At 72.6% G+C, this 26,289-nt stretch carries 24 protein-coding genes and 1 tRNA gene; 12 read left to right on the top strand and 13 right to left on the bottom strand.

Annotated features, from left to right (window positions below):
- The first annotated feature begins 5 nt into the window (after positions 1-5).
- Positions 6-734 (top strand): class E sortase, encoded by a 729-nt coding sequence (locus AB0O29_RS14925; RefSeq protein WP_365151569.1) that lies wholly within the window; start codon positions 6-8, stop codon positions 732-734.
- 79 nt (positions 735-813) lie between these two features.
- Here AB0O29_RS14925 and pknB read toward each other — a convergent pair whose 3' ends face one another.
- The 6 genes from pknB to AB0O29_RS14895 form a co-directional block, all read right to left on the bottom strand.
- Complete coding sequence (gene pknB, locus AB0O29_RS14920) at positions 814-2,859, bottom strand: Stk1 family PASTA domain-containing Ser/Thr kinase (protein ID WP_365151567.1); 2,046 nt, start codon at positions 2,857-2,859, stop codon at positions 814-816.
- 156 nt (positions 2,860-3,015) lie between these two features.
- The gene (locus AB0O29_RS14915) at positions 3,016-4,479 is read right to left on the bottom strand and encodes a penicillin-binding protein 2 (RefSeq protein WP_365151565.1); all 1,464 of its coding nucleotides are present in this window, start codon (positions 4,477-4,479) and stop codon (positions 3,016-3,018) included.
- Positions 4,476-5,900: an FtsW/RodA/SpoVE family cell cycle protein gene (locus AB0O29_RS14910; protein WP_042814706.1), complete on the bottom strand. Its 1,425-nt coding sequence runs from the start codon at positions 5,898-5,900 to the stop codon at positions 4,476-4,478. The genes AB0O29_RS14915 and AB0O29_RS14910 overlap by 4 nt, the downstream gene beginning before the upstream one ends.
- 31 nt (positions 5,901-5,931) lie before the next feature.
- Positions 5,932-7,395 carry a PP2C family serine/threonine-protein phosphatase gene (locus AB0O29_RS14905; RefSeq protein WP_365151563.1) on the bottom strand — a complete coding sequence of 488 codons (1,464 nt, stop codon included), beginning with the start codon at positions 7,393-7,395 and terminating at the stop codon, positions 5,932-5,934.
- Positions 7,396-7,539: 144 nt separating this feature from the next.
- A complete protein-coding gene (locus tag AB0O29_RS14900) occupies positions 7,540-8,040 on the bottom strand; it encodes an FHA domain-containing protein (protein ID WP_344160193.1) in 501 nt (166 codons plus the stop codon).
- A gap of 10 nt (positions 8,041-8,050) precedes the next feature.
- Positions 8,051-8,857 carry a DUF3662 and FHA domain-containing protein gene (locus tag AB0O29_RS14895; protein WP_365151561.1) on the bottom strand — a complete coding sequence of 269 codons (807 nt, stop codon included), beginning with the start codon at positions 8,855-8,857 and terminating at the stop codon, positions 8,051-8,053.
- A 293-nt stretch (positions 8,858-9,150) separates the two neighbouring features.
- Between AB0O29_RS14895 and AB0O29_RS14890 the strand changes: the two genes are divergently transcribed.
- The 6 genes from AB0O29_RS14890 to AB0O29_RS14865 all read left to right on the top strand — a co-directional run bounded on the left by AB0O29_RS14890 (position 9,151) and on the right by AB0O29_RS14865 (position 14,627).
- Positions 9,151-9,233, top strand: a tRNA-Leu gene (locus tag AB0O29_RS14890).
- Between the two features lie 173 nt (positions 9,234-9,406).
- Positions 9,407-11,089 (top strand): sensor histidine kinase, encoded by a 1,683-nt coding sequence (locus tag AB0O29_RS14885; RefSeq protein WP_365151587.1) that lies wholly within the window; start codon positions 9,407-9,409, stop codon positions 11,087-11,089.
- A gap of 20 nt (positions 11,090-11,109) precedes the next feature.
- Positions 11,110-11,757, top strand: coding sequence for a response regulator transcription factor (locus AB0O29_RS14880; protein ID WP_365151585.1), 648 nt, complete (start codon positions 11,110-11,112; stop codon positions 11,755-11,757).
- Between the two features lie 115 nt (positions 11,758-11,872).
- Complete coding sequence (locus AB0O29_RS14875) at positions 11,873-13,321, top strand: DUF2252 domain-containing protein (protein ID WP_365151559.1); 1,449 nt, start codon at positions 11,873-11,875, stop codon at positions 13,319-13,321.
- A 71-nt stretch (positions 13,322-13,392) separates the two neighbouring features.
- Positions 13,393-14,220, top strand: coding sequence for a J domain-containing protein (locus AB0O29_RS14870; protein WP_365151557.1), 828 nt, complete (start codon positions 13,393-13,395; stop codon positions 14,218-14,220).
- Positions 14,221-14,282: 62 nt separating this feature from the next.
- Positions 14,283-14,627: a rhodanese-like domain-containing protein gene (locus tag AB0O29_RS14865; protein ID WP_365151555.1), complete on the top strand. Its 345-nt coding sequence runs from the start codon at positions 14,283-14,285 to the stop codon at positions 14,625-14,627.
- A 37-nt stretch (positions 14,628-14,664) separates the two neighbouring features.
- Here AB0O29_RS14865 and AB0O29_RS14860 read toward each other — a convergent pair whose 3' ends face one another.
- The 6 genes from AB0O29_RS14860 to paaA all read right to left on the bottom strand — a co-directional run bounded on the left by AB0O29_RS14860 (position 14,665) and on the right by paaA (position 19,527).
- Entirely contained in the window at positions 14,665-15,807 is a 1,143-nt protein-coding gene (locus AB0O29_RS14860) for an acyl-CoA dehydrogenase family protein (protein WP_365151553.1), read from the bottom strand.
- A gap of 99 nt (positions 15,808-15,906) precedes the next feature.
- On the bottom strand, positions 15,907-17,010 hold the full coding sequence (locus tag AB0O29_RS14855; RefSeq protein WP_365151551.1) for a 2Fe-2S iron-sulfur cluster-binding protein: 1,104 nt from the start codon (positions 17,008-17,010) through the stop codon (positions 15,907-15,909).
- Positions 17,011-17,517 (bottom strand): 1,2-phenylacetyl-CoA epoxidase subunit PaaD, encoded by a 507-nt coding sequence (gene paaD / locus AB0O29_RS14850; RefSeq protein ID WP_365151549.1) that lies wholly within the window; start codon positions 17,515-17,517, stop codon positions 17,011-17,013. It abuts the gene before it with no gap.
- A complete protein-coding gene (paaC, locus tag AB0O29_RS14845; RefSeq protein ID WP_365151547.1) occupies positions 17,511-18,245 on the bottom strand; it encodes a 1,2-phenylacetyl-CoA epoxidase subunit PaaC in 735 nt (244 codons plus the stop codon). Before paaC ends, paaD begins: the two co-directional genes overlap by 7 nt.
- Complete coding sequence (gene paaB / locus AB0O29_RS14840; protein ID WP_042801229.1) at positions 18,242-18,526, bottom strand: 1,2-phenylacetyl-CoA epoxidase subunit PaaB; 285 nt, start codon at positions 18,524-18,526, stop codon at positions 18,242-18,244. The genes paaC and paaB overlap by 4 nt, the downstream gene beginning before the upstream one ends.
- Positions 18,523-19,527 carry a 1,2-phenylacetyl-CoA epoxidase subunit PaaA gene (paaA, locus tag AB0O29_RS14835; RefSeq protein WP_365151544.1) on the bottom strand — a complete coding sequence of 335 codons (1,005 nt, stop codon included), beginning with the start codon at positions 19,525-19,527 and terminating at the stop codon, positions 18,523-18,525. The genes paaB and paaA overlap by 4 nt, the downstream gene beginning before the upstream one ends.
- Positions 19,528-19,675: 148 nt before the next feature.
- Here paaA and AB0O29_RS14830 point away from each other — a divergent pair, with 148 nt between their 5' ends.
- From AB0O29_RS14830 to AB0O29_RS14820, 3 genes are read left to right on the top strand one after another with little or no spacing between them, the layout of a single operon-like run.
- Positions 19,676-20,344, top strand: coding sequence for a DUF5819 family protein (locus AB0O29_RS14830; protein WP_365151542.1), 669 nt, complete (start codon positions 19,676-19,678; stop codon positions 20,342-20,344).
- Positions 20,332-21,507, top strand: coding sequence for an HTTM domain-containing protein (locus tag AB0O29_RS14825; RefSeq protein ID WP_365151540.1), 1,176 nt, complete (start codon positions 20,332-20,334; stop codon positions 21,505-21,507). The genes AB0O29_RS14830 and AB0O29_RS14825 overlap by 13 nt, the downstream gene beginning before the upstream one ends.
- Positions 21,508-21,532: 25 nt before the next feature.
- Complete coding sequence (locus AB0O29_RS14820; RefSeq protein WP_365151538.1) at positions 21,533-22,270, top strand: TrmH family RNA methyltransferase; 738 nt, start codon at positions 21,533-21,535, stop codon at positions 22,268-22,270.
- Positions 22,271-22,301: 31 nt separating this feature from the next.
- Here AB0O29_RS14820 and paaN read toward each other — a convergent pair whose 3' ends face one another.
- Complete coding sequence (gene paaN / locus AB0O29_RS14815) at positions 22,302-23,984, bottom strand: phenylacetic acid degradation protein PaaN (protein ID WP_365151536.1); 1,683 nt, start codon at positions 23,982-23,984, stop codon at positions 22,302-22,304.
- A 168-nt stretch (positions 23,985-24,152) separates the two neighbouring features.
- Between paaN and AB0O29_RS14810 the strand changes: the two genes are divergently transcribed.
- Positions 24,153-25,697, top strand: coding sequence for a 3-hydroxyacyl-CoA dehydrogenase (locus tag AB0O29_RS14810; protein ID WP_365151534.1), 1,545 nt, complete (start codon positions 24,153-24,155; stop codon positions 25,695-25,697).
- Entirely contained in the window at positions 25,694-26,281 is a 588-nt protein-coding gene (locus tag AB0O29_RS14805) for a TetR/AcrR family transcriptional regulator (RefSeq protein ID WP_365151532.1), read from the top strand. The genes AB0O29_RS14810 and AB0O29_RS14805 overlap by 4 nt, the downstream gene beginning before the upstream one ends.
- Positions 26,282-26,289 lie beyond the last annotated feature (8 nt).

Genomic DNA, 26,289 nt, shown 5'->3' with positions numbered 1-26,289 from the left:
CCGCAGTGTCTCGTGCCCGCCGCCGCTCCGCTCCGCCGCCCGCCGACCGCAGTGTGATCGCGGGGGCCCTGAGCCTGCTGGGGGAGCTCCTGATCACGGTGGGGCTGATCCTGGGCCTCTTCGTCGCGTACTCGCTGTGGTGGACCAACGTCCTCGCCGACCGCGACGCCTCGGCCCGGGGGGACCAGGTCCGCCGGCAGTGGCAGGCGCCTGCGGCCCCGGGGGCGGCCGCGCAGCCGGGGGCCCTCGACACCCAGGACGGGATCGGCTTCCTGCACGTCCCCTCGATGAAGAACGGCGAGGTGCTGGTCAAGCCCGGCACCTCCCCGGAGGTCCTCAACGACGGCGTGGCCGGCTACTACACGGACCCGGTGAAGTCGGCCCTGCCCTGGGACGACAAGGGGAACTTCGCACTGGCCGCGCACCGCGACGGGCACGGGGCGAAGTTCCACAACATCGACAAGGTGAGGAAGGGCGACGCCGTCGTCTTCGAGACCAAGGACACCTGGTACGTCTACAAGGTCTTCGCCGAGCTCAGCCAGACCTCGAAGTACAACACCGACGTGATCAACCCGGTCCCGAAGGAGTCGGGCAAGACCGGTCCCGGCCGCTACATCACGCTGACGACCTGCACCCCGGTCTACACCTCGAAGTACCGCTACATCGTCTGGGGCGAACTGGTCCGCACGGAGAAGGTCGACGCGAACCGCACCCCGCCGGCCGAGCTGCGCTGATCACGCGGCGCACGTGAAACAGGGCCCGGCCCCCGCGAGGGGGGCCGGGCCCTGTTTCACGTGAAACACCGCTCCGCGGCTACCGCCGGCCGCCGCCGGTGAGGCCGCCGAAGAAGCCTCCGCCGCCCTGCTGGCCGCCGTCCTGCGGCTGGTTCGGGTTCGCCATGGTGCGGACGTTGACGACCGTGCCGCCCGGCACCGGGGTACCGGCGGCGGGGTCGGAGGACATCACGATCGCGTTGTCGTCGGTCGGACCGCCCAGGACCGCCCCGAAGTTCAGGTTGGCCTGCTTGAGGGAGTTCTTGGCCTGGGCCACGGTCTGCCCCGTCAGTACCGGAACGGCGGACGGCTGCGAGGACGCCTTGGAGATGGTGACGTTGACCGGGGTGTCCTTGGGGAGCTGCTGGCCGACCGCGTACTGCTGCCCCGTGATCGTCTTCGGCGCGGCTCCGGGCTGGTCGACCTCGGTGGTGCTGCCGAGCTTGAGCTTGGCGTCCTGGAGGGCCTTGACCGCCGCCTCCTTGGTCATGCCGGTGAGGTCCGGGACGACGCCCTTCGCGACCTCCTTGGCGACCTGGAGGGTGACCACCGAGCCCTGTTCGGCCTGGGTGCCCGCCTTGGGGTTCTGGTCCAGGACGGTGCCGGGGTTGGCGCCGTCGGACTCGACGAGCTTCTTCTCGACCTGGAAGTTGCTCTTCTTCAGAAGGGCCTCGGCGTCCTCGAACTTCAGCCGGGACGCGTCGGGGACGGCCGCCTTGGGCGCGCCCGAGGAGACCTTGACCTTGACCGAGGTGCCCTTGTCGACCTTGGTGCCCTCGGCCGGGTTCTGCGAGCAGACGTTGCCCTTGGGCTGGTCCGCGCAGGGCTCCTCGGCCTCCTTCTCCACCGTGAGGCCCATGTTCCTGCCGCTGCCCTGCGCCTGCTCGAAGGTCTGGCCCACGAGTCTGGGCACGGCGGGGCGGTTGTCCGTCCCGCTGAAGAGGGTCCGGCCGATCAGGATCGCGCCGACCAGGACGAGCACCGCGGCCACGGCCAGCAGGATCGTCGAGGCCCGGCTCTTCTTCTGCTGGCGGCGGCCGTGACCCTGGTCGTAGCCGCCGTGGCCCTGGTCCTGGTACCCGTATCCGCCGTCGCCCCCGGGGGGCATCGGCGGCATCATCGAGGTCTGGCCCGCGTCCGGGGAGCGCAGGGCGGTGGTGGGCTGGTCGTAGCCCTGGTGCCCGTATCCGCCCTGGTCGGGGTAGCCGTAGCCGGCGCCGCCCATGGTGGCGGTCGCGGCGACGGGCTGGCCCTCCAGGCAGGCCTCGATGTCGGCCCGCATCTCGTCCGCGGACTGGTACCGGTAGTCGGGGTCCTTGACCAGCGCCTTGAGGACGATGGCGTCCATCACGGGCGTGATCTCGGGGTCGAAGTTCGACGGCGGCTGCGGCTCTTCCCGGACGTGCTGGTAGGCGACCGCCACGGGGGAGTCGCCGACGAACGGGGGCCGCACGCACAGCAGCTCGTAGAGCAGGCAGCCCGCGGAGTACAGGTCGGAGCGCGCGTCGACCTGCTCGCCCTTGGCCTGCTCCGGGGAGAGGTACTGGGCGGTGCCGATCACGGCGGCCGTCTGCGTCATGGTCATCCCGGAGTCGCCCATGGCGCGGGCGATGCCGAAGTCCATGACCTTGACCTGGCCGGTCCGGGTGAGCATGACGTTGGCGGGCTTGATGTCACGGTGGACGATGCCCGCGCGGTGCGAGTACTCCAGGGCCTGGAGGATGCCGATGCACATCTCCAGGGTCCGCTCGGGCAGCAGCTTGCGGCCCGAGTGCAGCAGCTCGCGCAGGGTGGAGCCGTCGACGTACTCCATCACGATGTACGGGATGGAGATGTTGTCGACGTAGTCCTCGCCGGTGTCGTAGACCGCGACGATGGCCGGGTGGTTGAGCGACGCGGCCGACTGGGCCTCGCGGCGGAACCGGGCCTGGAAGGACGGGTCACGGGCGAGGTCGGCGCGCAGGGTCTTGACGGCTACGGTACGGCCGAGCCGGGTGTCGTGCCCGAGGTACACCTCGGCCATGCCACCACGGCCGAGCACGTGGCTCAGCTCGTACCGGCCGCCGAGGCGACGCGGCTCTTCCATAACGTTCCAGCCCTCTCCGTCAGTCCCGACCGCACCCGTGTGTGGTCCGGCGGTGTGCTGTTCGCGGCAAGGCTACCGGCCGATCGTCGGTGATCGGTTCGTGACCACAGGCTGATATCGGACCGGTACCGAGCGCTCGGATCCCGTCTGCGGGTGTCATCCCTTGTTCTTCAGGACGGCTTCCATGACCGCCTTCGCGACCGGGGCGGCCAGGCCGCCGCCGGTGATGTCCTCGCGGTCCTGGACGGCGCTGTCCTCGATGACGACGGCCACGGCCACGGGGGAGGAACCGTCGGGCAGCTCGGCGTAGGAGATGAACCAGGCGTAGGGGCGCTTGGCGTTCTTCTCGCCGTGCTGGGCGGTACCGGTCTTGCCGCCGACCTTCACGTTCTTGATCTTGGCCGTGGTGCCCGTGCCGTTCTCGACGACGTTCACCATCATCTGCTGGACCTTCTGCGCGTTCGCCGCGCTGAGGGGCCGGCTCATCTCCTGCGGCTCGTGCTTCTCGATGGTGTCGAGGTTCGGGGCGGTGAGCTGCTCGACCATGTACGGCTTCATCAGCTTGCCGTCGTTGGCGATCGCCGCGGTGACCATGGCCATCTGGAGCGGGGTGGCCGCCGTGTTGAACTGGCCGATCGAGCTCAGCGCGTTGCCGTCCTTGCCCATCGTCTTGTCGTAGACGCTGGCGAAGGCGCGGACCGGGGTGTCGATGGTGCTGTTGAAGCCGAACTTCTGGGCCGTCTCGACCATGCCGTCGCGGCCGACCTTGTCGCCGATGTGCGCGAAGACCGAGTTGCAGGAGACCTGCAGCGCGTAGTTCAGCGTCGCCTTCTCGCAGCCCGTGGCGTGGTTGACCATCGGGGTCTTCGTGCCCGGCAGGATGTACGGCTCGGGGGTGTCGGTCGGCGCGTTGATGTCGCTGACGACGTTGTGCTCCAGCGCGGCCGCGGTGGTGACCACCTTGAAGGTGGAGCCCGGCGGGTAGGTCTCGCGCAGGGCGCGGTTGACCAGGTTCTTGTCGGCGCTGTCGTTCAGCGTGCGCCAGGCCTTCTCGTCGTTCTTGGAGTTGCCCGCGAAGGTCGACGGGTCGTACGACGGGGTGCTGGCCAGGGCCAGGATGGCGCCGGTGCGCGGGTCGATGGCGGCGACCGCGCCCTTCTTGTCGCCGAGCGCGCCGAAGGCGGCCTTCTGGGCGTCGGCGTTCAGGGTGGTGATGACGTTGCCGCCCTGCTTCTTCTCACCGGTGAACATGCCGATCGTCCGGTCGAAGAACAGCCGGTCGTCGTTGCCGGTCAGGATGCCGTCGTCGATCTTCTCCAGCTGGGTGGAGCCGAAGGCCTGCGAGGCGTAGCCGGTGACCGGAGCCCACAGCGGGCCGTCGAGGTAGGTCCGCTTGAACTTGAAGTCGCTGCCGTCGGTGACCGCCGAGCCCGTGATCGGCTGGCCGCCGACGATGATGTTGCCGCGCTCGGTGGCGTACTGGGCGATCTGGACCCGGCGGTTCTCCTTGCGGGTGCTGAGGTCCTCGGCCTGCACGTACTGCAGCCAGTTGGTCCGGATCAGCAGGGCGAGGACGAGGAGCCCGCAGAACAGCGAGATGCGTCGCAGGGGCTTGTTCATGACGGGCGGACCACCTGGGTCATCTCGGAGTCGGGGGACGGGGCGGGGGCCGGGGCGGGGCGGCGTGCGGTGTCGCTGATCCGGATGAGGATGGCGATGAGCACCCAGTTCGCCAGGACGGAGGAACCGCCGGAGGCGAGGAAGGGCATGGTCATGCCGGTGAGGGGGATGAGGCCCATGACCCCGCCGGCGACGACGAAGATCTGGAGGGCGAAGGCGCCGGAGAGCCCGATGGCGAAGAGCTTGCCGAAGGGGTCGCGGGCGGCGAGGGCGGTGCGCACGCCCCGCTCGATGATCAGGCCGTAGAGCAGGAGGAAGGCCATGACGCCGGTGAGGCCGAGTTCCTCGCCGACGGTGGAGAAGATGAAGTCGGAGTTGGCGGCGAAGCCGATGAGGTCCGAGTTGCCCTGGCCCCAGCCGGTGCCGAGGACGCCGCCGGAACCGAAGCTCATGATCGACTGCCCGACCTGCTCGCAGGCGCCCGAGGTGGTGTAGCAGGCGAAGGGGTCGAGCCAGGCGGTGACGCGGACCTTGACGTGGCTGGCGGTCATGCCGACGACGGTGGCGCCGCCGACCGACATCAGCAGGCCGATGACGATCCAGCTGGTCCGCTCGGTGGCCACGTACAGCATGATCACGAACATGCCGAAGAACAGCAGCGAGGTGCCGAGGTCGTTCTCGAAGACGAGGACGAGCAGGCTCATCGCCCAGATCATCAGGATCGGGCCGAGGTCGCGCCCGCGCGGCAGGTAGAGGCCCATGAAGCGGCGGCTGGCCAGGGCCAGGGCGTCGCGCTTCACCATCAGGTAGCCGGCGAAGAAGATCGCGATGACGATCTTGGCGAACTCACCGGGCTGGATGGAGAAGCCGCCGACGCTGATCCAGATCTTCGCGCCGAAGACGTCCGCGCCCAGACCCGGGACCACGGGCAGGATCAGCAGGACCAGGGCGCCGGCCATCGAGATGTACGTGAACCGCTGGAGCACGCGGTGGTCCTTGAGGACCAGCAGCACGACGGAGAACAGGGCGATGGCGAGCCCCGTGTACATCATCTGCCGCGGGGCGGACTCCGAGAAGGTGCCGAAGCTGCGCTTGGCCAGGGTCCGCAGCCGCTCGGACTGGTCGAGCCGCCAGATCAGGACGACGCCGAGACCGTTGAGCAGGGTCGCGATCGGGAGCAGCAGCGGGTCGGCGTACTTGGCGTAGCGGCGTACGACGAGGTGCGCGATGCCGGAGAGCACGGCGAAGCCGAGCCCGTAGACCAGCATGCCCGGGGGCAGCTCGCCGTGGATCGACAGGCCCACGTTGGCGTAGGCGAAGATCGGGATGACCACGGCGAAGGCGAGCAGCAGGAGCTCGGTGTTCCGCCGGCTCGGCGCCTCGATGGCGCCGATGGTGGTCGTGTTGGTGACAACGCTCATGGTGTGGCGGGCCCCCTGTGCCCGCGTATGTCTACTGCTTCTCGCACTGGCCGACGACAGCCTGCTCCGCGGGAGTCAGGCTGGGGCCGGGCGTCTGATTGCCCTGCGCTTCGGCGGCGCGGCGGGCCTCTTCCTGCTTGCAGGCGGAGACCTGGGTGCCGAGCTCGTCGATCTTCTTGCGCGCCCCGTCGAGGCTGTCTTCGCTGATGGTGGCCTCGACCTGCTTCCGCTTGAAGGACGGCAGGTACTTCAGTTCGATCTCGGGATGATCCGTCTCCACCTGGGAGAGGTGGATCCAGGCCAGGTTCTGGCTGATGCCGCGGTACAGCGCGACGTGGTCACCCTTGACGCCCACGTAGTACTGGGTCTGCGTCCAGCGGTGCGCGGCGTACAGGCCGCCGCCGACGACACCGGCGACGAGCAGCAGGATCAGGGTGCGGGTGGTCCACTTGCGCCCTTTGCTGCGCCGCCTGCGCGGGTGGTCGTACGAGTCGTCGTACTGGCCGTCCGCGTCGTACGCCTCGGGTTCGCCGAAGGTTCCGTACGGGGCGCCGCCGCCCTGGCTCTGGTCGGGGTATCCGTAGCCGGCGGCGTCACCGCTGCCCGGGGGGCCGAAGGCGCCCGGGGACGGCGGGGTCTGGCGGCCGAGGCCGGAGGCCCGGCCGGCCGGGGTCTGCATGGCGTTGCCGTCGAAGAGCTGGTGCGGGTTCTCGGCGACCGCGCCGACGACGACCGGGGTGTCGTTCGGCTGGGCGGCCATGGTGTCGCCGCTGTCGGTGTCGAGGACGTCCGCGACGATGCAGGTGATGTTGTCCGGTCCGCCGCCGCGCAGGGCGAGCTGGATGAGGGACTGCACGGTCTCGTGCGGGCCGTGGTAGTCGGCGAGGGTCTCCTCCAGGGTCTGGTGGGAGACCACGCCGGAGAGGCCGTCGGAGCAGATCAGGTAGCGGTCGCCGGCCCGGACCTCGCGGATGGAGAGGTCGGGCTCCACGACGTCGCCGCTGCCGAGCGCCCGCATCAGCAGGGAGCGCTGCGGGTGGGTGGTGGCCTCTTCCTCGGTGATCCGGCCCTCGTCGACGAGCCGCTGGACCCAGGTGTGGTCCTGGGTGATCTGGGTGAGGACGCCGTCGCGCAGCAGGTAGGCGCGGGAGTCGCCGACGTGGACGAGGCCGAGCCGCTGACCGGTCCACAGCAGGGCGGTGAGCGTGGTGCCCATGCCCTCGAGCTGGGCGTCGTCCTCGACCATCACGCGCAACTGGTCGTTGGCGCGCTGCACGGCGACGCCGAGCGCGGTGAGGATGTCGGAGCCCGGGATGTCGTCGTCGAGCTGGACGAGCGAGGAGATGACCTCGGAGCTGGCCACCTCGCCGGCGGCCTGGCCTCCCATGCCGTCGGCGACGGCGAGGAGCCGGGGACCGGCGTAGCCGGAGTCCTCGTTGCCCTCGCGGATCATCCCCTTGTGCGATCCGGCGGCGAAACGCAGGGTCAGACTCATGCGCACCTGCCCTGTCGACGACGCCTCGGGGTACAACCGGTCTCGAGCCACACTGCCCACCCTCCGGTCGGGAGCGCGCTCGCGTCCGCGTCCCCGATGGGACGGACCGCTGCGGCTCGCTCGCTCCGCTCGCTCATTCTCGTACTACTTCCGCAGCTCGATGACGGTCTTGCCGATGCGGATCGGGGCGCCCGGCGGGATGGGCGTCGGGGTGGTGAGACGGGTCCGGTCGAGATACGTGCCGTTGGTGGACCCGAGATCCTCGACGATCCACTGGCCGTCACGGTCGGGGTAGATCCTGGCATGGCGGCTGGAGGCGTAGTCGTCGTCCAGCACGATCGTGGAGTCGTGGGCGCGGCCCAGCGTGATCGTCTGCCCGGCGAGGGTCACGGTGGTGCCCGTGAGGGTTCCCTCGGAGACGACGAGCTTGGTCGGCGCGCCCCGGCGCTGGCGCTGCTGCGGCGGGGCGGCCTGGCGCCCGGTCTGCTGCGGCGCCGCGGCCGCGCCGCCGCCGCGGCGCGAACCGCGCTGCGTGACGCGCGTACCGAACAGGTCGCTGCGGATGACCTGAACGGCCACGATGACGAACAGCCACAGAACGGCCAGGAAACCCAACCGCATGACCGTCAGGGTCAGCTCTGACATTGCCCCCGCTTCACCCTTCGGCTTGCCGGTAAATGATGGTGGTGCTGCCCACGACGATCCGCGAGCCGTCGCGGAGCGTAGCGCGGGTGGTGTGCTGCCCGTCCACCACGATGCCGTTGGTGGACCCGAGATCCTGGATCGTCGGGGGCGTTCCGGTCCGGATCTCACAGTGCCGGCGGGATACGCCGGGGTCGTCGATCCGCACATCGGCCTCGGTGCTTCGGCCGAGTACGAGCGTGGGACGCGAGATCTGGTGGCGGGTGCCGTTGATCTCGATCCAGCGGCGCATGGTGCCCGGAGCGCCGGAAGACGGGGGGGCGGCGCCGGGGCGGCCGCCGGGAGCGCCCGGGGGCGGACCCGCGGGCATGGGAGGGGCGGCGACCGGCGGGTAGCCGTAACCGCCCTGCTGGCCCTGCGGGGCCTGGGAGGGGTCCTGGGAGGTGCTGGAGGCCAGGGTGCGGCTGCGGACCCGGTAGAGGCCCGTGTCCAGGTCCTCCGCCTTCTCCAGGTGGACCTTGATGGGTCCCATGAAGCTGTAGCGCTGCTGCTTGGCGTAGTCGCGGACGAGGCCCGCGAGCTCGTCGCCGAGCTGCCCGGAGTAGGGGCTCAGGCGCTCGTAGTCGCCGGCGCTCAGCTCCACGATGAAGTCGTTGGGGACGACGGTCCGCTCGCGGTTCCAGATGGTGGCGTTGTTGTCGCACTCCCGCTGGAGGGCGCCGGCGATCTCCACCGGCTGGACCTCGGACTTGAACACCTTGGCGAAGGTGCCGTTCACCAGACCTTCGAGACGCTGCTCGAACCGCTTCAGGACTCCCATCGGGCACCTCCTCCGTCGCTGTCGCCCTGTACTGCTTACTGATCGTATCCACGCGTGGCGGATTCGGGTGGTTCCCCTTCGCTCCTGTCCACAGGAGTGTTGGTCCTCACAAGGGATCGTAGGGGCGCTCCAGGGACAGTGTCCCGCACCCGGAGGGGACTGCGGGAGGGGCCGTCGGGAGGTCCACCGAGGGTGACGGGAAAGCGATTTCAATCCACCCCGTCTGACGTGCTACTGTTCCGATGTCGCCAGGGGGAACGGGCCGCAAGGCAAGATCCACTGGAGAGCTACTCGGGCGAGTGGCGGAACGGCAGACGCGCTGGCTTCAGGTGCCAGTGTCCTTCGGGACGTGGGGGTTCAAATCCCCCCTCGCCCACATCGGGGAAGCCCCGATCCGGAATCCGGATCGGGGCTTCTCGCTGTTTCCAGACCGTTCCCGTTCCTCCCGCGTCCGGCCGTCCGACTTTCGTCGCGCGGGGCGCGACGAAAGAGGGCGGGCGCCGGGCGGCGGTGCTGTCTAGGGTCGGTCGCGTGGATGCCGAGGCGATGATGCGTGCGGGCCGGGACTGGCTGAAGGGGCCGGAGCCCTGGTCCCGGCGGATGCTGGCGGGGGACCTGACCGTCGCCGGGGTGCTGGCCCTGCTGGGGCTGGGCGTCGACGAACTCAGCGACAGCTCCGGCGTCAAGATGGTGCTGGGCGCCGTCTCCGTGCTCGCGCTGGTGCTGCTGCGCAGGCGGCTGCCGGCGGCCACGCTGGTGCTGGGGGCGGCCGCGAGCGCCTTCTTCCCCGCCGTGTTCCTCGTGACGATCGTGCTGGGCTGGTCCGGGGGCCACCGGATCGTCGGCGTGGGCCGGGCGCTGGGCGCTTTCGTGCTGGCCTTCCTCGCCTCCGTCGGGCTCACGCTCGTCGACCAGTGGGCGCAGATGCGGCCCCTGCTGACGGTGGTGTTCACCACCCTGCTGTTCCTGGCCGCGACCGTGATGCCCGGTCTGACCAGCCGGTACTGGCACCAGCGCCGCACCCTGCTGAGCGCCCTCCAGGAGCGCAACGACCGGCTGGTGCGGGAGCGGACCATGGTCGCCGGGCAGGCACGGCTGCGGGAACGGCAGCGCATCGCGCAGGACATGCACGACAGCCTGGGACACCAGCTGGCGCTGATCTCCGTGCACACCGGGGCGCTGGAGGTGGACCCGTCGCTGACCGGCCGGCAGCGCGAGGCGGTCGGGGTGCTGCGGCAGGCCTCGGTGGCGGCGATGCACGAGCTGCGCGAGGTCGTCGGGATCCTGCGGGACGGGGTGGAGGCCCCGGCGCCGGTGGAGGAGGCGCAGCCGGCCGCGCGGGGGGTGGCCGGGATCGCGGGCATCGTGGAGGCGGCGCGGGCGGCGGGGACCGACGTCCGGCTGGGTACGGCGGGGCGGCCCCGGCCGCTGGTCGCGGCCTGTGACCACGCGGCGTACCGGATCGTGCAGGAGGCCCTGACCAACGCCTACAAGCACGCGCCGGGGTCGGCGATCGCCGTGGAACTCCGCTACGAGGACGACTCGCTGGTGGTGGAGATCGCCAACGGCCCGGCGGCCGGCCGGGGTTCCGGCGAGGTGGTCTCCGGCGGGCAGGGTCTGACGGGGCTGCGGGAGCGGGCCCGGCTGGTCGGCGGCATGGTGCACGCGGGCGCCACCGAGGACGGAGGGTTCCGGGTGGCCGGCGTCCTGCCGTACGGGACCGAGCCGGCCGGGCTGGCCGAGGAGGCCGCCGACGACTTCGGGCAGCGGTCGCAGGCGCGGATGCTGGCCCTGCGGGGCGAGCCCAAGGCGGCGCCGCCGATGGACTGGGCGGCGCTGGACCGGGAGCTGTCGGTGCCCGTCCGCAGCCGGGCCGGGGGTGTCGCGGTGGGCTGCGGGATCGCCGTCGCGGCCGTGGTGCTGCTGGTCATCGTGCTGGGCGCCGGGATGGCCCTGCTGGTGGGCTCCGCGGGCAAGGCGATGATCGGCAGGAGCGAGTACGACGCCGTGCACGTGGGCGAGTCCGAACAGGACGTCCGCGGGCGGCTGCCGGACGGCGACAGCGTCCTGACGTCGGGCCTGGAGCGCAAGGGGCCGCCGAGGCCCGAGGGGGCGGACTGCGTCGCGCTGCTCTCGGCGGAGGACAGCAGGATGACGACCGACACGGTTTTCCGGTTCTGCTTCCGGGACGGCAAGCTCGTCGAGAAGCAGGCGTACGAGGTCAAGCAGTAGGAGCGCGGGTGACAGCCAAGGTGATCCGAGTGGTGATCGCTGACGACGAGCCGCTGATCCGGGCCGGGATCAGGATGATCCTGACCTCGGCGCCGGACATCGAGGTCGTCGCGGAGGGGGCCGACGGCCGGGAGGCCGTCGAACTGGCCCGCTCCCACGCCCCGGACGTGGTGCTGCTGGACATCCAGATGCCGGTGATGGACGGGCTGACCGCGCTGGGCGAGCTGGGGCGGGCGGTCCCGGGCACCCGGGTGCTGATCCTGACCACCTTCGGGGAGCGGGAGAACGTCCTGCGGGCCCTGAGCCAGGGCGGGGCCGGGTTCCTGCTGAAGGACTCGGCGCCGGGCGAGCTGATCGGCGCGGTCCGGGCGGCCGCCGCCGGGGACGCCTACCTCTCCCCCGCCGCGACCCGGCACGTGGTGGACCAGCTGGCCGCCGGGCCGGCCGCCGGCCGGGGCGCGGAGGCCCGGCGCCGGCTGGAGGGGCTGAGCGAGCGGGAGCGCGGGGTGCTGGCGCTCCTCGGGGAGGGCCTGTCCAACGCGGACGCCGGCCGCAGGCTCCACATGAGCGAGGCGACGGTGAAGACGTACGTGAGCCGGATCCTCGCGAAGCTGGGCTGTGAGAACCGGGTGCAGGCGGCGCTGCTGGCCCGGGACGCGGGTCTGTAGCAGGGCTGTGGCGCCCCTGTGGCGGTGCCGTGTACGGGACTTGGGGTACGGTCGGGCCCACCTGACCGGCGGAGGAGCCGCCGGCGGGACGCGACGAGGTGCGGGGGCAGCGCAGATGGTGACGGCTTCGGGACAGTACGCGACGGACGCGGCGCACTCCGCCGGCGCGGCACGGGCCGACGGACGGATCCCGCGCGTCCCGGGCTTCGCGCCGAGGGCCGTGACCGGTTCCCCGAGGGAGGCCGGCAAGGCCCTGCGGCTGCGCGTACCGCGTTCCGCGCACGCCGGCTTCGAGATGCCCGCCGACCGTCCGGGCGCCGTGCGCGCCGTGGAGGAGTCCAATGTCGGGCGGGTCGCCGAACTGACCCCGATACGCGTCGGCCGGATGGCCGCCAACCCCTTCGCCTTCCTGCGCGGAGCCGCCGGGCTGATGGCGCACGACCTGTCCGGCGGGCCGGTGACCGGGGTGGGCGCGCAGATCTGCGGCGACGCGCACGCGGCCAACTTCGGCCTCTACGGTGACGCGCGCGGCCGCCTGGTGATCGACCTCAACGACTTCGACGAGACCGTCTTCGGCCCGTGGGAGTGGGACGTCAAGCGGCTCGCGACCTCGCTGGTGCTGGCCGGACGCGTGGCCGGCGCCGACGAGGACACCTGCCGGGCGGCGGCGCGTGACGCCGTGGGCGCCTACCGGCGCACCATGCGGCTGCTGGCCAAGCTCCCCGCGCTCGACGCGTGGAACGCCATCGCCGACGAGGAGCTCGTCTCCCACACCGACGCCCGCGACCTGCTGGGCACGCTGGAGCGGGTCTCGCAGAAGGCCCGCAACAACACCTCCGCCCGCTTCGCCGCCAAGTCCACCGAGGCGGCCGAGGACGGCGGCCGCCGCTTCGTGGACGCGCTGCCGGTGCTGCGCCGGGTCGGCGACGGGGAGGCCGCTGCGGTGGCCGCCTCGCTCGGCCCCTACCTGCAGACCCTCTCGGGCGACCGGCTGCCGCTGCTGGCCCGCTACTCGATCCACGACGTGGCCTTCCGCGTCGTCGGTACCGGCAGCGTCGGTACCCGCTCGTACGTGGTGCTGCTGCTGGACCACCGGGGCGAGCCGCTGGTGCTCCAGGTCAAGGAGGCCCGGCCCTCCGTGCTGCTGCCGCACCTGCCCGCGCTGGGCTTCCACTCCCCGGAGGAGGAGCACGAGGGCCGCCGCGTGGTGGCCGGGCAGAAGCGGATGCAGGTGGTCTCCGACATCCTGCTGGGCTGGACCACCGTCGAGGGGCGCCCGTACCAGGTCCGCCAGTTCCGCAACCGCAAGGGCAGCGTGGACCCGGCGGCGCTGGCCCCCGACCAGATCGACGACTACGGCCGGATGACCGGCGCCCTGCTGGCCCGGGCGCACGCGCACAGCGCCGACCCGCGGCTGCTGGCCGGGTACTGCGGCAAGAACGAGGAGCTGGACGAGGCGGTGGCCGCCTTCGCCGTGGCCTACGCCGACCGCAGCGAGGCCGACCACGCCGACCTGGTGGCCGCGGTGCGCTCCGGCCGGATCGCGGCGGAGTTCGGGGTCTGACCGGTCCGGTCGCCAGGGTCGGGAGATGTTTCACGTGAAACGTCTCCCGGGCCGGGCCGTAGGCTGGCCGGGTGAGCGAGCAGAGCGAACAGACGGCACAAGAGCCCACCGCCTCCGGTGACGAGCGGCCCGAGGCGCGCCTGGAGCGGGCCGTACGGGCCGCCGAGCAGGCACTGATCGAGTTCGAGATCGCGGTCGAGACCTTCCGGGTGGAGGTGGAGAACTTCTCCCGGCTCCACCACCAGAAGCTCGGCCCGATGTACTCGCGCCTCGACGAGCTGGACGCACTGATCGCGGAGGCGAAGGCCGCCCGCAGCGGGGACCCCGAGGACCTGCGGAGGGCCCGTGAGGCCCGTTCGCTGGTCATGCCGATGCCGGGGGTGGACGAGCTGTTCCACGACTGGCTGGACTCGGACGGGATCTCCGACGACGCGGCCGCCATGCTCACCGACCGGCCGGTGCGCCCCCCGCAGCGGGTGCGGCCCACGGAGGAGGTCCGCCGGCTCTACCGTGAGCTGGTCCGCCGGGCCCACCCGGACCTCGCCCAGGACGAGGCCGAGCGGGAGCGGCGCGACGCCTTCATCGCGCGCGTGAACGCCGCCTACGGCCGCGGTGAGGAGCGGCTGCTGCGCGAGCTGGCCGAGGAGTGGGACGCCGGCCCGGTCCAGGAGGCCCCGGCGCCGAGCGAGAGCGAGGAGCTGTACGCCCGGCTGGAGTGGCTGTCCCAGCGCAAGGAGCTGCTGTCGATGGTGGCCAAGGAGCTGGAGGACAGCGCGATCGGCGCGATGCTGCGGATGGCCCCCGACGACCCGGACCGGCTGCTGGAGGAGATCGCCGAGCAGCTGCTGGCCCAGGTCTCCGAGCGCGAGGCGGAACTGGCGGACCTCGCGACTCCGTGAGCCGCGCCCCCGGGGTCGGATAGGTTGGCGGGGCAGATCCGTGAAGAGAGAAGGCGACAGTCATGAACTTCGGACCGCTCCCCTCGGTGGAGGCCTCCGCGGTGCCCGCAGAAGGCCTCGTCCTGGACGTCCGTGAGGACGACGAATGGGCGGCCGGTCATGTCGAGGGTGCGCTGCACGTCCCGATGAGCGACTTCGTCGCGCGCTTCGGCGAGGTGACGGAGGCGGTCGCGGACGGCCGCACGGCGTACGTGATGTGCCGCGTGGGCGGGCGCAGCGCCCAGGTCACCCAGTACCTGATGGGCCAGGGCATCGAGGCCGTCAACGTGAACGGCGGGATGCAGGCCTGGGACGGTGCCGGGCGCCCGATGGTGACGGACAACGGGAACCCGGCCTTCGTCCTCTAGTCCGTCTCCGCGGGGGACGGCCCCGGCCCGGTCCGGTTCAGCCGAGGGGGTGGGCGGCCAGCAGGTCGCCCAGGGCCTCCTCGTGCGCGGCGGCCGGGCCGAGCTGGAGCTCCAGCTGCTTGGCCCAGGCGTGGTAGCGGTGGAGCGGGTAGTCCGTGTCGGCGCCGAAGCCGCCGTGCAGGTGCTGTGCCGTCTGCACGACCCGCCGTACGCCCTCGGAGGCCCAGATCTTGGCGACGGCCACGTCCCCGGAGACGGGCAGCGGGCCGCCCGCCGCTCCGGTCGCGGCGTCGAGCCGCCAGGCCGCCTGCCAGAGGGTGACCTCCATGGCCCGCAGGTCGATGTAGCGGTCCGCGGCCTGGACCGCGACGGCCTGGAAGGTGGCCACGGGGAAGCCGAACTGCTCGCGCTTGCCCGTGTAGTCGGCGGTCATGGCGAGGACGCGCTCCCCGAGGCCGAGCGCGAGGGCGCAGGTCCCGGTGGCCAGGACCTGGCGCAGCCGCTCCCAGGCCCCCGGGGCGTCGATCACGTGGGCGGCGGGCGCGCGGACCCCGTCCAGGGTGAGTTCCGCGAGCCTCTCCCCGCTGGTGGAGTACTGGCCGGCGAGGGTGAGCCCCCCGGTGGTGCGGGGGAGCAGGGCGAGGACGGCCTCGCCGTCGCCCGCGTGGGCGGGTACGGCGATCCAGTCGCAGGTCTGCGCCCAGGGGACGGCCGTCTGCACCCCGTCCAGGATCCAGTCGGAGCCCTCGCGGCGTGCGGTGACGGCGAGTTCGGCCGGGTCGTGGCCGGTGCGGCCGTGCGCGGCGACGGTGAGGACGAGCGTGCCCCGTCCGGCGTCGGGCAGCAGGGCGGCGGCCAGTTCGGGTCCGCCGTGGGCCTGGACGGCCATGGCGGTGGCGCAGTGCTCCAGCAGCGGTACGCGGGCCAGCACCCGGGCCGCCTCGCGCAGCACCAGGCAGAGGGCGACGGTGTCGAGGCCGGCCCCGCCGTACTCCTCGGCGAGGACGAGGCCCAGCAGGTCGGAGCCGGCCAGCGTGGCCCACAGGGGCCGGTCGAAGTCCTCCGCGACGGCTCCCGGCGTGAGCGCGGGGCTGGGCACGCCGTCGGGGGCGACGTCGGCGAACACGGCCCGCGCCGCCTCGACGGCCGCCTGCTGTTCCTCGGTGAAGGTGAAGTCCACTGCCTGTCCTCCCGCGTGCACCGGTGCCGATCCGGTCATGGATCTGACGGGCCGTCAAGATAGAGCAGGAGGCGGCAAAAACACAGCCCGCCGGAGGGCTCAGCGGTCGAAGTCGATCTCCACTTCCTCCGTCACCGGGTGGGACTGGCAGGCCAGCACGAACCCGGCCTCCGTCTCCTCCTCCTCCAGCGCGAAGTTGCGGTCCATCCGCACCTCGCCCGAGACCACGAACGCCCGGCAGGTCCCGCACACCCCGCCCTTGCAGGCGTACGGGGCGTCCGCGCGGTTGCGGAGCACGGCGTCCAGCAGCGACTCCCCGTCCCGCACCGGCCAGGTGCCCGAGCGGCCGTCGAGCCGGGCCGTGACCCGCCCGTGGGCCGCCACCGGCGCGGAGGGCCGTACGGGGTCCTGCGGGGCGGTCTCCTCGACGTGGAAGATCTCCTCGTGCACCCGGGTCCGCGGGACGCCCAGCGCGCCCAGGGCCCGCTCCGCATCCGTCACCAGCCCGTACGGGCCGCACAGGAACCAGCCCGCGACCTCCCCGACCGGCAGCAGCGCGGGCAGCAGGGCCGTGAGGCGGGCCTCGTCGAGCCGTCCGGACGGCAGTCCGGCCTCCTGCTCCTCGCGGGAGAGGACGGTCACCAGCTGGAAGCGGTCGGGGTGGCGGTCCTTGAGGTCGGCGACCTCCTCCAGGAACATCGTCGAGGCCGCCGTGCGGTCGCTGCGCACCAGGCAGAACCGGGCGTCGGGGCGGGCCGCGAGCAGCGTCGCGGCGATCGACAGGACCGGGGTGATGCCGCTGCCGCCGACGATCGCGGCGTAGTGCGGGGAGGCCGGGGCCGCGGCCGGGTCCAGGGTGAACCGGCCGGCCGGGACCATCACGTCCAGGACGTCACCGGCGGCGATCTCCTTGTGGGCGAAGGTGGAGAACTCGCCGCCCTCCACCAGGCGCACCCCCACGCGCAGCTCGGCCGGGCCCGGGCCGTCGGGGGCCGGGGCGGGGGAGCAGATCGAGTAGGTCCGGCGGACCTCGGGGCCCTCGGCCGGGGTCCGGCGCAGCGTCAGGTGCTGGCCGGGGGCGTGCCGGTACTCGGCGCGCAGCTCCGCCGGCACCGACAGGGTCAGTGCCACCGAGTCGTCGGTGAGCCGGTCGACCGCCGCCACCGTCAGGGGGTGGAACGCGCCGTGGCGGGGTGCGGCCATCTACAGCTCCTTGAAGTGGTCGAACGGTTCGCGGCAGGCGACGCACCGGCGCAGCGCCTTGCAGGCGGTGGAGGAGAACCGGCTGAGCAGCTCGGTGTCGGTCGAGCCGCAGTTGGGGCAGCGCACCGACAGGGTGAGCGGGACTGGTCCGCCGGCGGAGTGCGGGCGGGGCGGGGCGATGCCGAACTCGGAGAGCTTGCGGCGGCCTTCGGCGCTGATGTCGTCGGTGGACCAGGCGGGGGACAGCACCGTGGTGACCCGCACGCGCGGTATGCCGTGCTCCGTGAGGACCCGCTCGATGTCGGCGGACATGGCCTCGATGGCCGGGCAGCCGGTGTAGGTGGGGGTCAGGAGCACCTCGGCGTGCCCGTCGTCATGCATCCGCACGCCGCGCAGGACGCCCAGCTCGGTCAGGGTCAGGACGGGCAGCTCCGGGTCGGGGACGCTGCCGGCCAGCTCGGCCAGCTCCGTCTCCAGGCGGGTCGTCCCGGCCGTGGCGGTCACCACGACGCTCCCGGGTGGCTGCGGTGCAGGTGCTGCATCTCGGCGACCAGGCGCCCGAACGGTTCGGTGTGCAGGCCCTCGCGGCCCGCCCCGGCGGCCCAGGCTCCCGTACGGGGGCCCTCGGGCAGGGCGAGCCCGGCCCGCTCCAGCACGTCGCCCACGGCGGCCAGCCAGCGGGCCTCCAGGGCGGCCGGGTCCACGTCGAGGCCCTCGACCGGCCGGAACGGCTCGCCGGTGTACTTCCAGAGGGCGTCCAGCGCGGCGCGCATCCGCCGCCGGCTCTCCTCCGTGCCGTCGCCGAGCCGCAGCGTCCACTGCTCGGCGTGGTCGCGGTGGTAGGCGGTCTCCTTGACGGCCTTGGCCGCCAGCGGGGCGAACGGGCCGTCCCCGGCGGCCAGTTCCGTGTACAGCTCGTGCTGGTACAGGGAGAAGTACAGCTGGCGGGCGATGGTGTGGGCGAAGTCCCCGTTGGGCTGCTCCACCAGCTGGACGTTGCGGAAGGCCCGCTCCTCGCGCAGGAAGGCCAGCTCGTCCTCGTCGCCCGCCATGGACAGCAGGACGCGGGCCTGGCCGAGCAGGTCGAGCGCGATGTTCGCGAGGGCGACCTCCTCCTCCAGGACCGGGGCGTGGCCCGCCCACTCGCCGAGGCGGTGGGAGAGGATCAGCGCGTCGTCGGCGAGGGCGAGGACGGCGGCCGTGGCCGCGGGCGTGGTGGCGGTCTCGGCGCTCACAGGTGGCGCACCCCCTCGGGGATCTCGTAGAAGGTGGGGTGCCGGTAGGGCTTGTCGGCGGACGGGGCGAAGAACGGGTCCCGCTCGTCCGGCGAGGAGGCGGTGATCTCCGCCGAGGGCACGACCCAGATGGAGACGCCCTCGTTGCGGCGCGTGTAGAGGTCGCGCGCGTTGCGCAGGGCCATCTCCGCGTCGGGGGCGTGCAGGCTGCCCGCGTGCGTGTGCGAGAGGCCGCGGCGCGAGCGCACGAACACCTCCCACAGGGGCCAGTTCTGCGTCATGCCTGTACCTCTCGTCCTGTGCCGGTGTGCTTCTGCGCGTACGCCGTGGCCGCTTCGCGGACCCAGGCGCCTTCCTCGTGGGCCTTGCGCCGCTGGCTGATGCGCTGCTCGTTGCAGGGGCCGTTGCCCTTGAGCACGTCCCAGAACTCCGCCCAGTCGATGGCGCCGAAGTCGTGGTGCCCGCGCTCCTCGTTCCACCGGATGTCCGGGTCGGGCAGGGTCAGGCCGAGCGACTCGGCCTGCGGGACGGCGATGTCGACGAAGCGCTGGCGCAGCTCGTCATTGGAGTGCCGCTTGATCCGCCAGGCCATCGCCTGGGCGCTGTGGACCGACTCGTCGTCCGGCGGGCCGAACATCATCAGGGAGGGCCACCACCAGCGGTCCACGGCGTCCTGGGCCATCGCGTGCTGGGCCTCGGTGCCCTTCGAGAGGGCGAGGAGCAGCTCGTACCCCTGGCGCTGGTGGAAGGACTCCTCCTTGCAGATCCGGACCATCGCGCGGGCGTAGGGGCCGTAGGAGCAGCGGCAGATCGGGACCTGGTTGGTGATCGCCGCGCCGTCCACGAGCCAGCCGATGGCGCCGACGTCCGCCCAGGTCAGGGTGGGGTAGTTGAAGATCGAGGAGTACTTCTGCCGGCCGGAGTGGAGCTTGTCGAGCAGCTCGTCGCGGCTGGTGCCGAGGGTCTCGGCGGCGCTGTAGAGGTAGAGGCCGTGCCCCGCCTCGTCCTGCACCTTGGCCATCAGGATCGCCTTGCGGCGCAGGGAGGGCGCGCGGGTGATCCAGTTGGCCTCGGGCTGCATGCCGATGATCTCGGAGTGGGCGTGCTGCGCCATCTGGCGGACCAGGGAGGCGCGGTACTCCTCGGGCATCCAGTCGCGCGGCTCCACGCGCTCCTCCGCCGCGACGGCCGCGTCGAAGTCCGCCCTCAGCTGCGCGCCGAGGTCGGAGGACCCTCCGTCCACCCCGCCCGACGTCCCCGTCTCCGGAGTCACTGCGACCATCACGGCTCCCTGTCCGAATCTGCGTCCGAGACCGCCCGTCCGCCCGACCGACCGATCGTTCGGTTCATGCTCTTCAATGGTGAGACGGCGGCCCGTAGGGTGTCAACCTCTGTGGGCAACCCTGTGGACGCCGGATGATCGGGGCGGGATGGATTCGAACGAGCGCGAGCGCGAGGACGAGCCCTCCACCGCGCCGCCCCGGGCGCCCGGGATCGCCGGCCTGTCCCTCCCGTACCGGGTCCTGGCGGCCGTGGTCCTCGCGGCGCTGGCCGTCGCCGCCTGCCTGCACCTGGGGCTGGTCTTCCTGCACGTCGCCCCGTCCAACACGCTGAGCAAGCGGCACGCGGGCCTGGTCGACGGCTGGGTCTACCCCGAGTTCGAACAGAACTGGAAGCTCTTCGCCCCCAACCCCCTCCAGCAGAACATCGCCGTGGAGGCCCGCGCCCAGGTCCGCGACGCGGCCGGGACCCTCGTCACCACCGGCTGGCGCGACCTGTCCGCCGAGGACGCGGCGGCCATCCGGCACAGCCTGCTGCCCAGCCACACCCGGCAGAACGAGCTCCGCCGGGCCTGGGACTTCTTCACCGGCTCCCACGACGAGGAGAACAAGGCCACCAACGCCGAGCGCGGGGAGCTGGCCGAGGCGTACCTCAAGCGGATCGCGGACGCCCGGCTCGGGGCGGGACTGCCCGCCGGCGACCGGATCGTACGGGTCCAGCTGCGCTCGGCGACCCGGGCCGTGGCCGCGCCCGCCTGGAGCGACGAGAAGACCGACACCCAGACGTACTACCGGGAGCTGCCGTGGTGGACCGTCTGAGGCGGGCGCTCGCGCAGGTCAGCGGGCAGGCGCTCGGCCCGTACCAGAGCGCCGTAGTCCGCATCGGCTTCGCCGCGACCTGGCTGTTCTTCCTAATGCGCGAGTTCCCGAACCGGCACGAGCTGTACGGGCCCGACGGGCCGTGGAGCTGGCAGCTCGCCGAGCGGCTGGTCGCCGGGAACCACGCCTTCACCGTGCTGCTGTGGTCCGCGTCCGGCTGGTGGTTCGAGCTGGTCTACGGCCTCGCCGTGGCCGCGAGCGCCCTGCTGGCGCTGGGCTGGCGGACCCGGGCGACGTCCGTGGTCTTCATGGCCGGGGTGCTGTCGCTGCAGAACCGCAGCGTGTTCATGGGGGACGGCGGGGACAACGTCATCCACCTGATGGCCGTCTACCTGGTGCTGACCCGGTGCGCGCAGGTGTGGTCGCTGGACGCCCGGCGCGCGCGGCTGCGCGGCAGCGCCGCGGCCGGGGCGGCGGGGCCGGTGCTGTGGGGCGCGCTGGGCGCGTTCTTCGCGTACGGGGCGGTGAGCGGGCGGCTGAGCGACGGGTGGACGGCCGTCTTCGCGGCGCTGTGGGCGGGGGCGGCGCTGTGGTGGCTGGTCGAGCGGTACGAGCCGGAGGGGGAGCGGCGGGCCGCGCTGGACGTGCTCGCCAACCTGCTGCACAACGCGGGCATGCTCGTGATCATGGCCGAGGTCTGCCTGATCTACGCGACGGCCGGCTGGTACAAGATCCAGGGCTCGCGGTGGCAGGACGGGACCGCGCTGTACTACCCGTTGCGGCTGGACTACTTCACCCCGTGGCCGGGGCTGTCGGGGGCGCTGGCCGGGAGCGGGGTGCTGGTGATGCTGCTGACCTACTGGACGGTGGTGGTGCAGGTCGCCTTCCCGTTCACGCTGTTCAACCGGCGGGTCAAGAACGTGCTGCTGGCGGCGATGATGCTGGAGCACGCGGGGATCGCGGTGCTGCTGGGGCTGCCGTTCTTCTCGCTGGCGATGATCGCCGCCGACACGGTGTTCCTGCCGACGGGGCTGCTCGTGTGGGTGGGGGCGCGGGTCGGAGCGCTGCGGGTGCGGGTGCCGCGGCAGCTGCCGGTGCGCGGAGCGCTGCTGGGGGCTCCGCCCCCGGACCCCCGCGCCTCGAACGCCGGCGAGGCCGGGTAGTCCTGAGCGGCCTTAGGGTCGGGGCATGAGTGATGTGGTGCGGGAGTGGGCCGGCGCGGCCGGGCGGGACGACGTCGTGTTGCTGGACGGGTTCCACGCCCTGAAGCACGCCCTGCGGTTCGGGGCCGAGGTGCTGCTCGTCGTGGCCGAGGAGCCCGAGGGCGTACGGGCCCTCGCCGCCGAGCTCGCGCCCGACGTGGAGGAGGCGGTGGCGCGGCTCGTGCGCCCCGGGTCGCTCAAGGGGCTGCTGCCGCGCGTGCACCCCACCGGGGTCGCGGCCCTCGCCGTACGCCCCGGCCGGGACGCCGGGCGGGCCGCCCTCGCGCGGACGCCCCGCCCCGCCCCGATCGTCCTGCTCGACAACCCGCGCAACCTAGGCAACGTCGGAGCCGTCGTCCGCCTCGCCGCCGGCTTCGGCGCCACCGGCGTGGTGACCCGGGGCGACCTGGACCCCTGGCACCCCAACGTGGTCCGCGCCGGGGCCGGGCTGCACTACGCGACCACCGTGGACCGGCTGGAGCCGGAGGAGCTCCCGCCCGGGCCCCTGTACGCGCTGGACCCGGAGGGCGAGGACATCCGTGCCCTCACCCTCCCCGACGACGCCCTGCTCGCCTTCGGCTCCGAGCGGCACGGCATCTCGCCCGAGCTCCGGGCCCGCGCCGACCACCTGGTGTCGCTGCCGATGCGGCCCCAGGTCTCCAGCTACAACCTGGCCACCAGCGTGGCCATGACCCTCTTCCACTGGGGCGGGCCCAGGCCCTGAGGCCCAGGCCCTGAGGCCCGGGCCCGAACGGCTAGGCCTGGCGGCGGACCTCCACCACGCGGAAGCGGTTCGAGACGAACGCGCCGTCGCACAGGGCGGCGTTCGCCGCCGGGTTTCCGCCCGAGCCGTGGAAGTCGGAGAAGGCCGCGGTCTGGTTCACGTAGACCCCGCCCGTCAGGTTCAGCGACAGCTGCGCCGACTCCTCCAGGCAGACCTCCTCGATCGCCCGCTCGGTGTCCGCCGACGTCGTGTACGCGCCGACCGTCATCGCGCCCTTCTCCCGCACCGTGCGGCGCAGCAGCTCCAGGGCGTCGGCCGTGGAGTCCACGGCCACCGCGAAGGAGACCGGGCCGAAGCACTCCGACAGGTAGGCAGCCTCCGGGTCCGGCTTGCCCGCGTCCAGCTTCACGATCACGGGGGTGCGCACGACCGCGTCGGGGAACTCGGGGTTGGCGACCTCGCGCGAGGCCAGCGCGACCTCGCCCAGTCCGGCCGCCGCCTCCAGGCGCGCCTTGACGTCCGGGTTGACCAGCGCGCCGAGCAGCGCGTTGGCCCGGGCGTCGTCGCCCAGCAGGCCGCCGACGGAGGCGGCGAGGTCGGCGACGACCTCGTCGTACGACTTGTGGCCGGCGTCCGTCGCGATGCCCTCGCGGGGGATCAGCAGGTTCTGCGGGGTGGTGCACATCTGGCCGCTGTAGAGGGAGAGCGAGAAGGCCAGGTTGGACAGCATGCCCTTGTAGTCGGAGGTCGAGTCGACGACGACCGTGTTGACGCCCGCCTTCTCCGTGTAGACCTGCGCCTGGCGGGCGTTGGCCTCCAGCCAGTCGCCGAACTCCGTCGAGCCGGTGTAGTCGATCAGCTTGATCTCGGGCCGCACCGCGAGGGACTTGGCGATGCCCTCGCCCGGCCGCTCGACGGCGAGGGCCACCAGGTTCGGGTCGAAGCCCGCCTCGGAGAGGACCTCGCGGGCCACCTGGACGGTCAGCGCCAGCGGGAGGACGGCACGCGGGTGCGGCTTGACCAGGACGGCGTTGCCGGTGGCGAGGGAGGCGAACAGGCCGGGGTAGCCGTTCCAGGTGGGGAAGGTGTTGCAGCCGATCATCAGAGCGATGCCGCGCGGCACCGCCGTGAACGTCTTGCCGAGCTCCAGCGGGTCCCGCTTGCCCTGCGGCTTGGACCAGTCGGCCTGTCCGGGGACCCGGGTCTGCTCCTCGTACGCGTAGGCGACGGCCTCCAGGCCGCGGTCCTGCGCGTGGGGGCCGCCCGCCTGGAACGCCATCATGAAGGCCTGGCCGCTGGTGTGCATGACCGCGTGCGCGAACTCGTGGGTGCGGGCGGAGATGCGGGCGAGGATCTCGATGGAGACCAGGGCGCGGGTCTCGGGGCCGGCGTCGCGCCAGGCGGGGATGCCGGCCTTCATCGCGGGCAGCAGCACGTCCGCGTCGGCGTGCGGGTACTCCACGCCCAGCTCCGGGCCGTACGGGGAGACCTCGCCGCCGGTCCAGCCGTCGGTGCCGGGCTGGCCGAGGTCGAAGCGGGTGCCGCGCAGGGCCTCGAAGGCGGCCAGCCCGTCGGCCGGGGCGGTCTCGCCGTAGGCCTTGGGGTGCTCGGGGTGCGGGGACCAGTAGGCGCGGCTGCGGATCGCGGCCAGCGCCTGGTCCAGGGTGGTCCGGTGCTTCTCGGTGAGCTGGGAGGGGGTGAGCGCGGCGGCCATCAGGGACCAACTCCTCGTTGAGCCGGGCAGGATCGGGCTGGTTCTCAGCGCGAGATCAGGCAGGGGCGGGTGAAGAAGAGCAGACTGGAGTTAGAGTAACCGAACGATCGGTCGGGACAAGAGGGCCCGGCAGGACCTGTGGACAACCCGGTGCGGGAGGATCAGGACATGACAGCAATCGAGCGGTCCCGCACTGTGGCGGTCGTCGGCGCCGGAACCATGGGGCAGGGCATCGCCCAGGTGGCCCTCCTCGCAGGTCACCGCGTGCTGATCCACGACATCGACCCCGCCCTCGCCGCCACCGGGGCCGGTCTCGTCCGCGACCGCGTCGAGCGGATGGCCGCCAAGGGGCGCCTCGACCGCGCCGAGGCCGAGGACGCGGTCGGCCGGATCGAAGCCGCCGCGGGCCTGGCCGACCTCGCCGGGGCCGCCCTGGTCATCGAGGCCGTCGTCGAGGACGTCACCGTCAAGCACGCCCTCTTCGCGGCCCTCGAAGAGGTGGTTTCGCCGGACGCCCTGCTGGCCACCAACACCTCCTCCCTCTCCGTCACCGAGCTCGCGGCCGGCCTCGCGCACCCCGGCCGCTTCCTCGGCCTGCACTTCTTCAACCCGGCCCCGCTGCTCCCCCTCGTCGAGGTGGTCAGCGGCTTCGCCACCGACCCGGCCGCCGCCGAGCGCGCGTACCGCACCGTCCTGGGCTGGGGGAAGACCCCGGTCCGCTGCGCCGACACCCCCGGGTTCATCGTCAACCGGATCGCCCGCCCCTTCTACGCGGAGGCCTTCGCGGTCTACGAGGAGCAGGGCGCCGACCCCGCGACCATCGACGCCGTCCTGCGCGAGAGCGGCGGCTTCAAGATGGGCCCGTTCGCGCTGACCGACCTGATCGGCCAGGACGTCAACGAGGCCGTCACCCGCTCGGTCTGGGAATCCTTCTACCGCAGCCCCAAGTTCACCCCCTCGCTCGCCCAGCGCCGGCTCGTCCAGTCCGGCCGCCTCGGCCGCAAGACCGGGCACGGCTGGTACCCGTACGGCGAGGGCGCGCAGCCGCCCGTCCCGAGCACCGCCGGGCCCGAGGAGGCGCCGGAGAAGGTGACCGTCGTCGGCGACCTCGGCCCGGCCGCCGTCCTGGCGGAGCTGATCGAGGAGGCCGGGATCGCGGTGACCTCCACCGCGCACGGCGGCCCGTACATCCAGCTGCCCGGCGAGGGCCAGCTGGTGCTCGCCGACGGCAAGACCGCGGTCGAGTTCACCGACGTCGTCTACTTCGACCTCGCGCTGGACTACCGCGACGCCACCCGCATCGCCCTGTCGGTCAGCGCGGACACCAGCGAGCGGACCCTCGCCGAGGCCGTCGGCCTCTTCCAGCGGCTCGGCAAGCGGGTCTCCGTCATCGGCGACGTCCCCGGCATGATCGTCGCCCGGACCGTGGCCATGCTGATCGACCTCACCGCCGATGCCGTGGCCCGCGGGGCGGCCTCCGCCGAGGACGTCGACACCGCGATGCGGCTCGGCGTCAACTACCCGCTGGGCCCCTCCGAATGGCACGCCCGCCTCGGCCGCGACTGGGCGTACGACCTCCTGCACCACCTGGACGAGCGCTGTCCCGGCGGCCGCTACGCCCCCTCGCTGGCCCTCTTCAAGCTGGGCTACGCCGACGACGGCGGAGCGGACGGGGACGAGGGCGCGGACGAGGCGGAGGAGGGCACCGGATGACCACGGCCAGGCGGGACACCTACACCCCCGAGACGCTGCTGACGGTGGCGGTGCGGGTCTTCAACGAGCGCGGCTACGACGGCACGTCCATGGAGCACCTCTCCAAGGCCGCCGGCATCTCCAAGTCCTCGATCTACCACCACGTCGCGGGCAAGGAGGAGCTGCTGCACCGGGCCGTCAGCCGGGCGCTGGACGAGCTCTTCGCCGTGCTGGAGGAGCCCGGCGCGGTGCGCGGCCGGGCGGTCGCGCGCGTCGAGTACGTCACCCGGCGCACGGTCGAGGTCCTGGTCGCGGAACTCCCCTACGTCACCCTGCTGCTGCGGGTGCGCGGCAACACCCGCACCGAGCGCTGGGCGCTGGAGCGCCGCCGCGAGTTCGACCACCAGGTCGCGGAGCTGCTCAAGGCCGCCGCGGCGGACGGGGACCTGCGGGCGGACGTGGACATCCGGCTGGCCACCCGGCTGCTCTTCGGCATGGTCAACTCGCTGGTCGAGTGGTACCGCCCGCACCCGGGCACCACCCCCGACCAGCTCGCCGACGCGGTGGTCGGCATGGCCCTGGACGGGCTGCGCGCGAAGCCCTAGCGGGCGGC

The sequence above is a fragment of the Streptomyces sp. NPDC089915 genome (assembly GCF_040684675.1).
Classification (GTDB): Bacteria; Actinomycetota; Actinomycetes; order Streptomycetales; family Streptomycetaceae; genus Streptomyces.
This window is presented reverse-complemented; position numbering and strand designations above follow the sequence as displayed.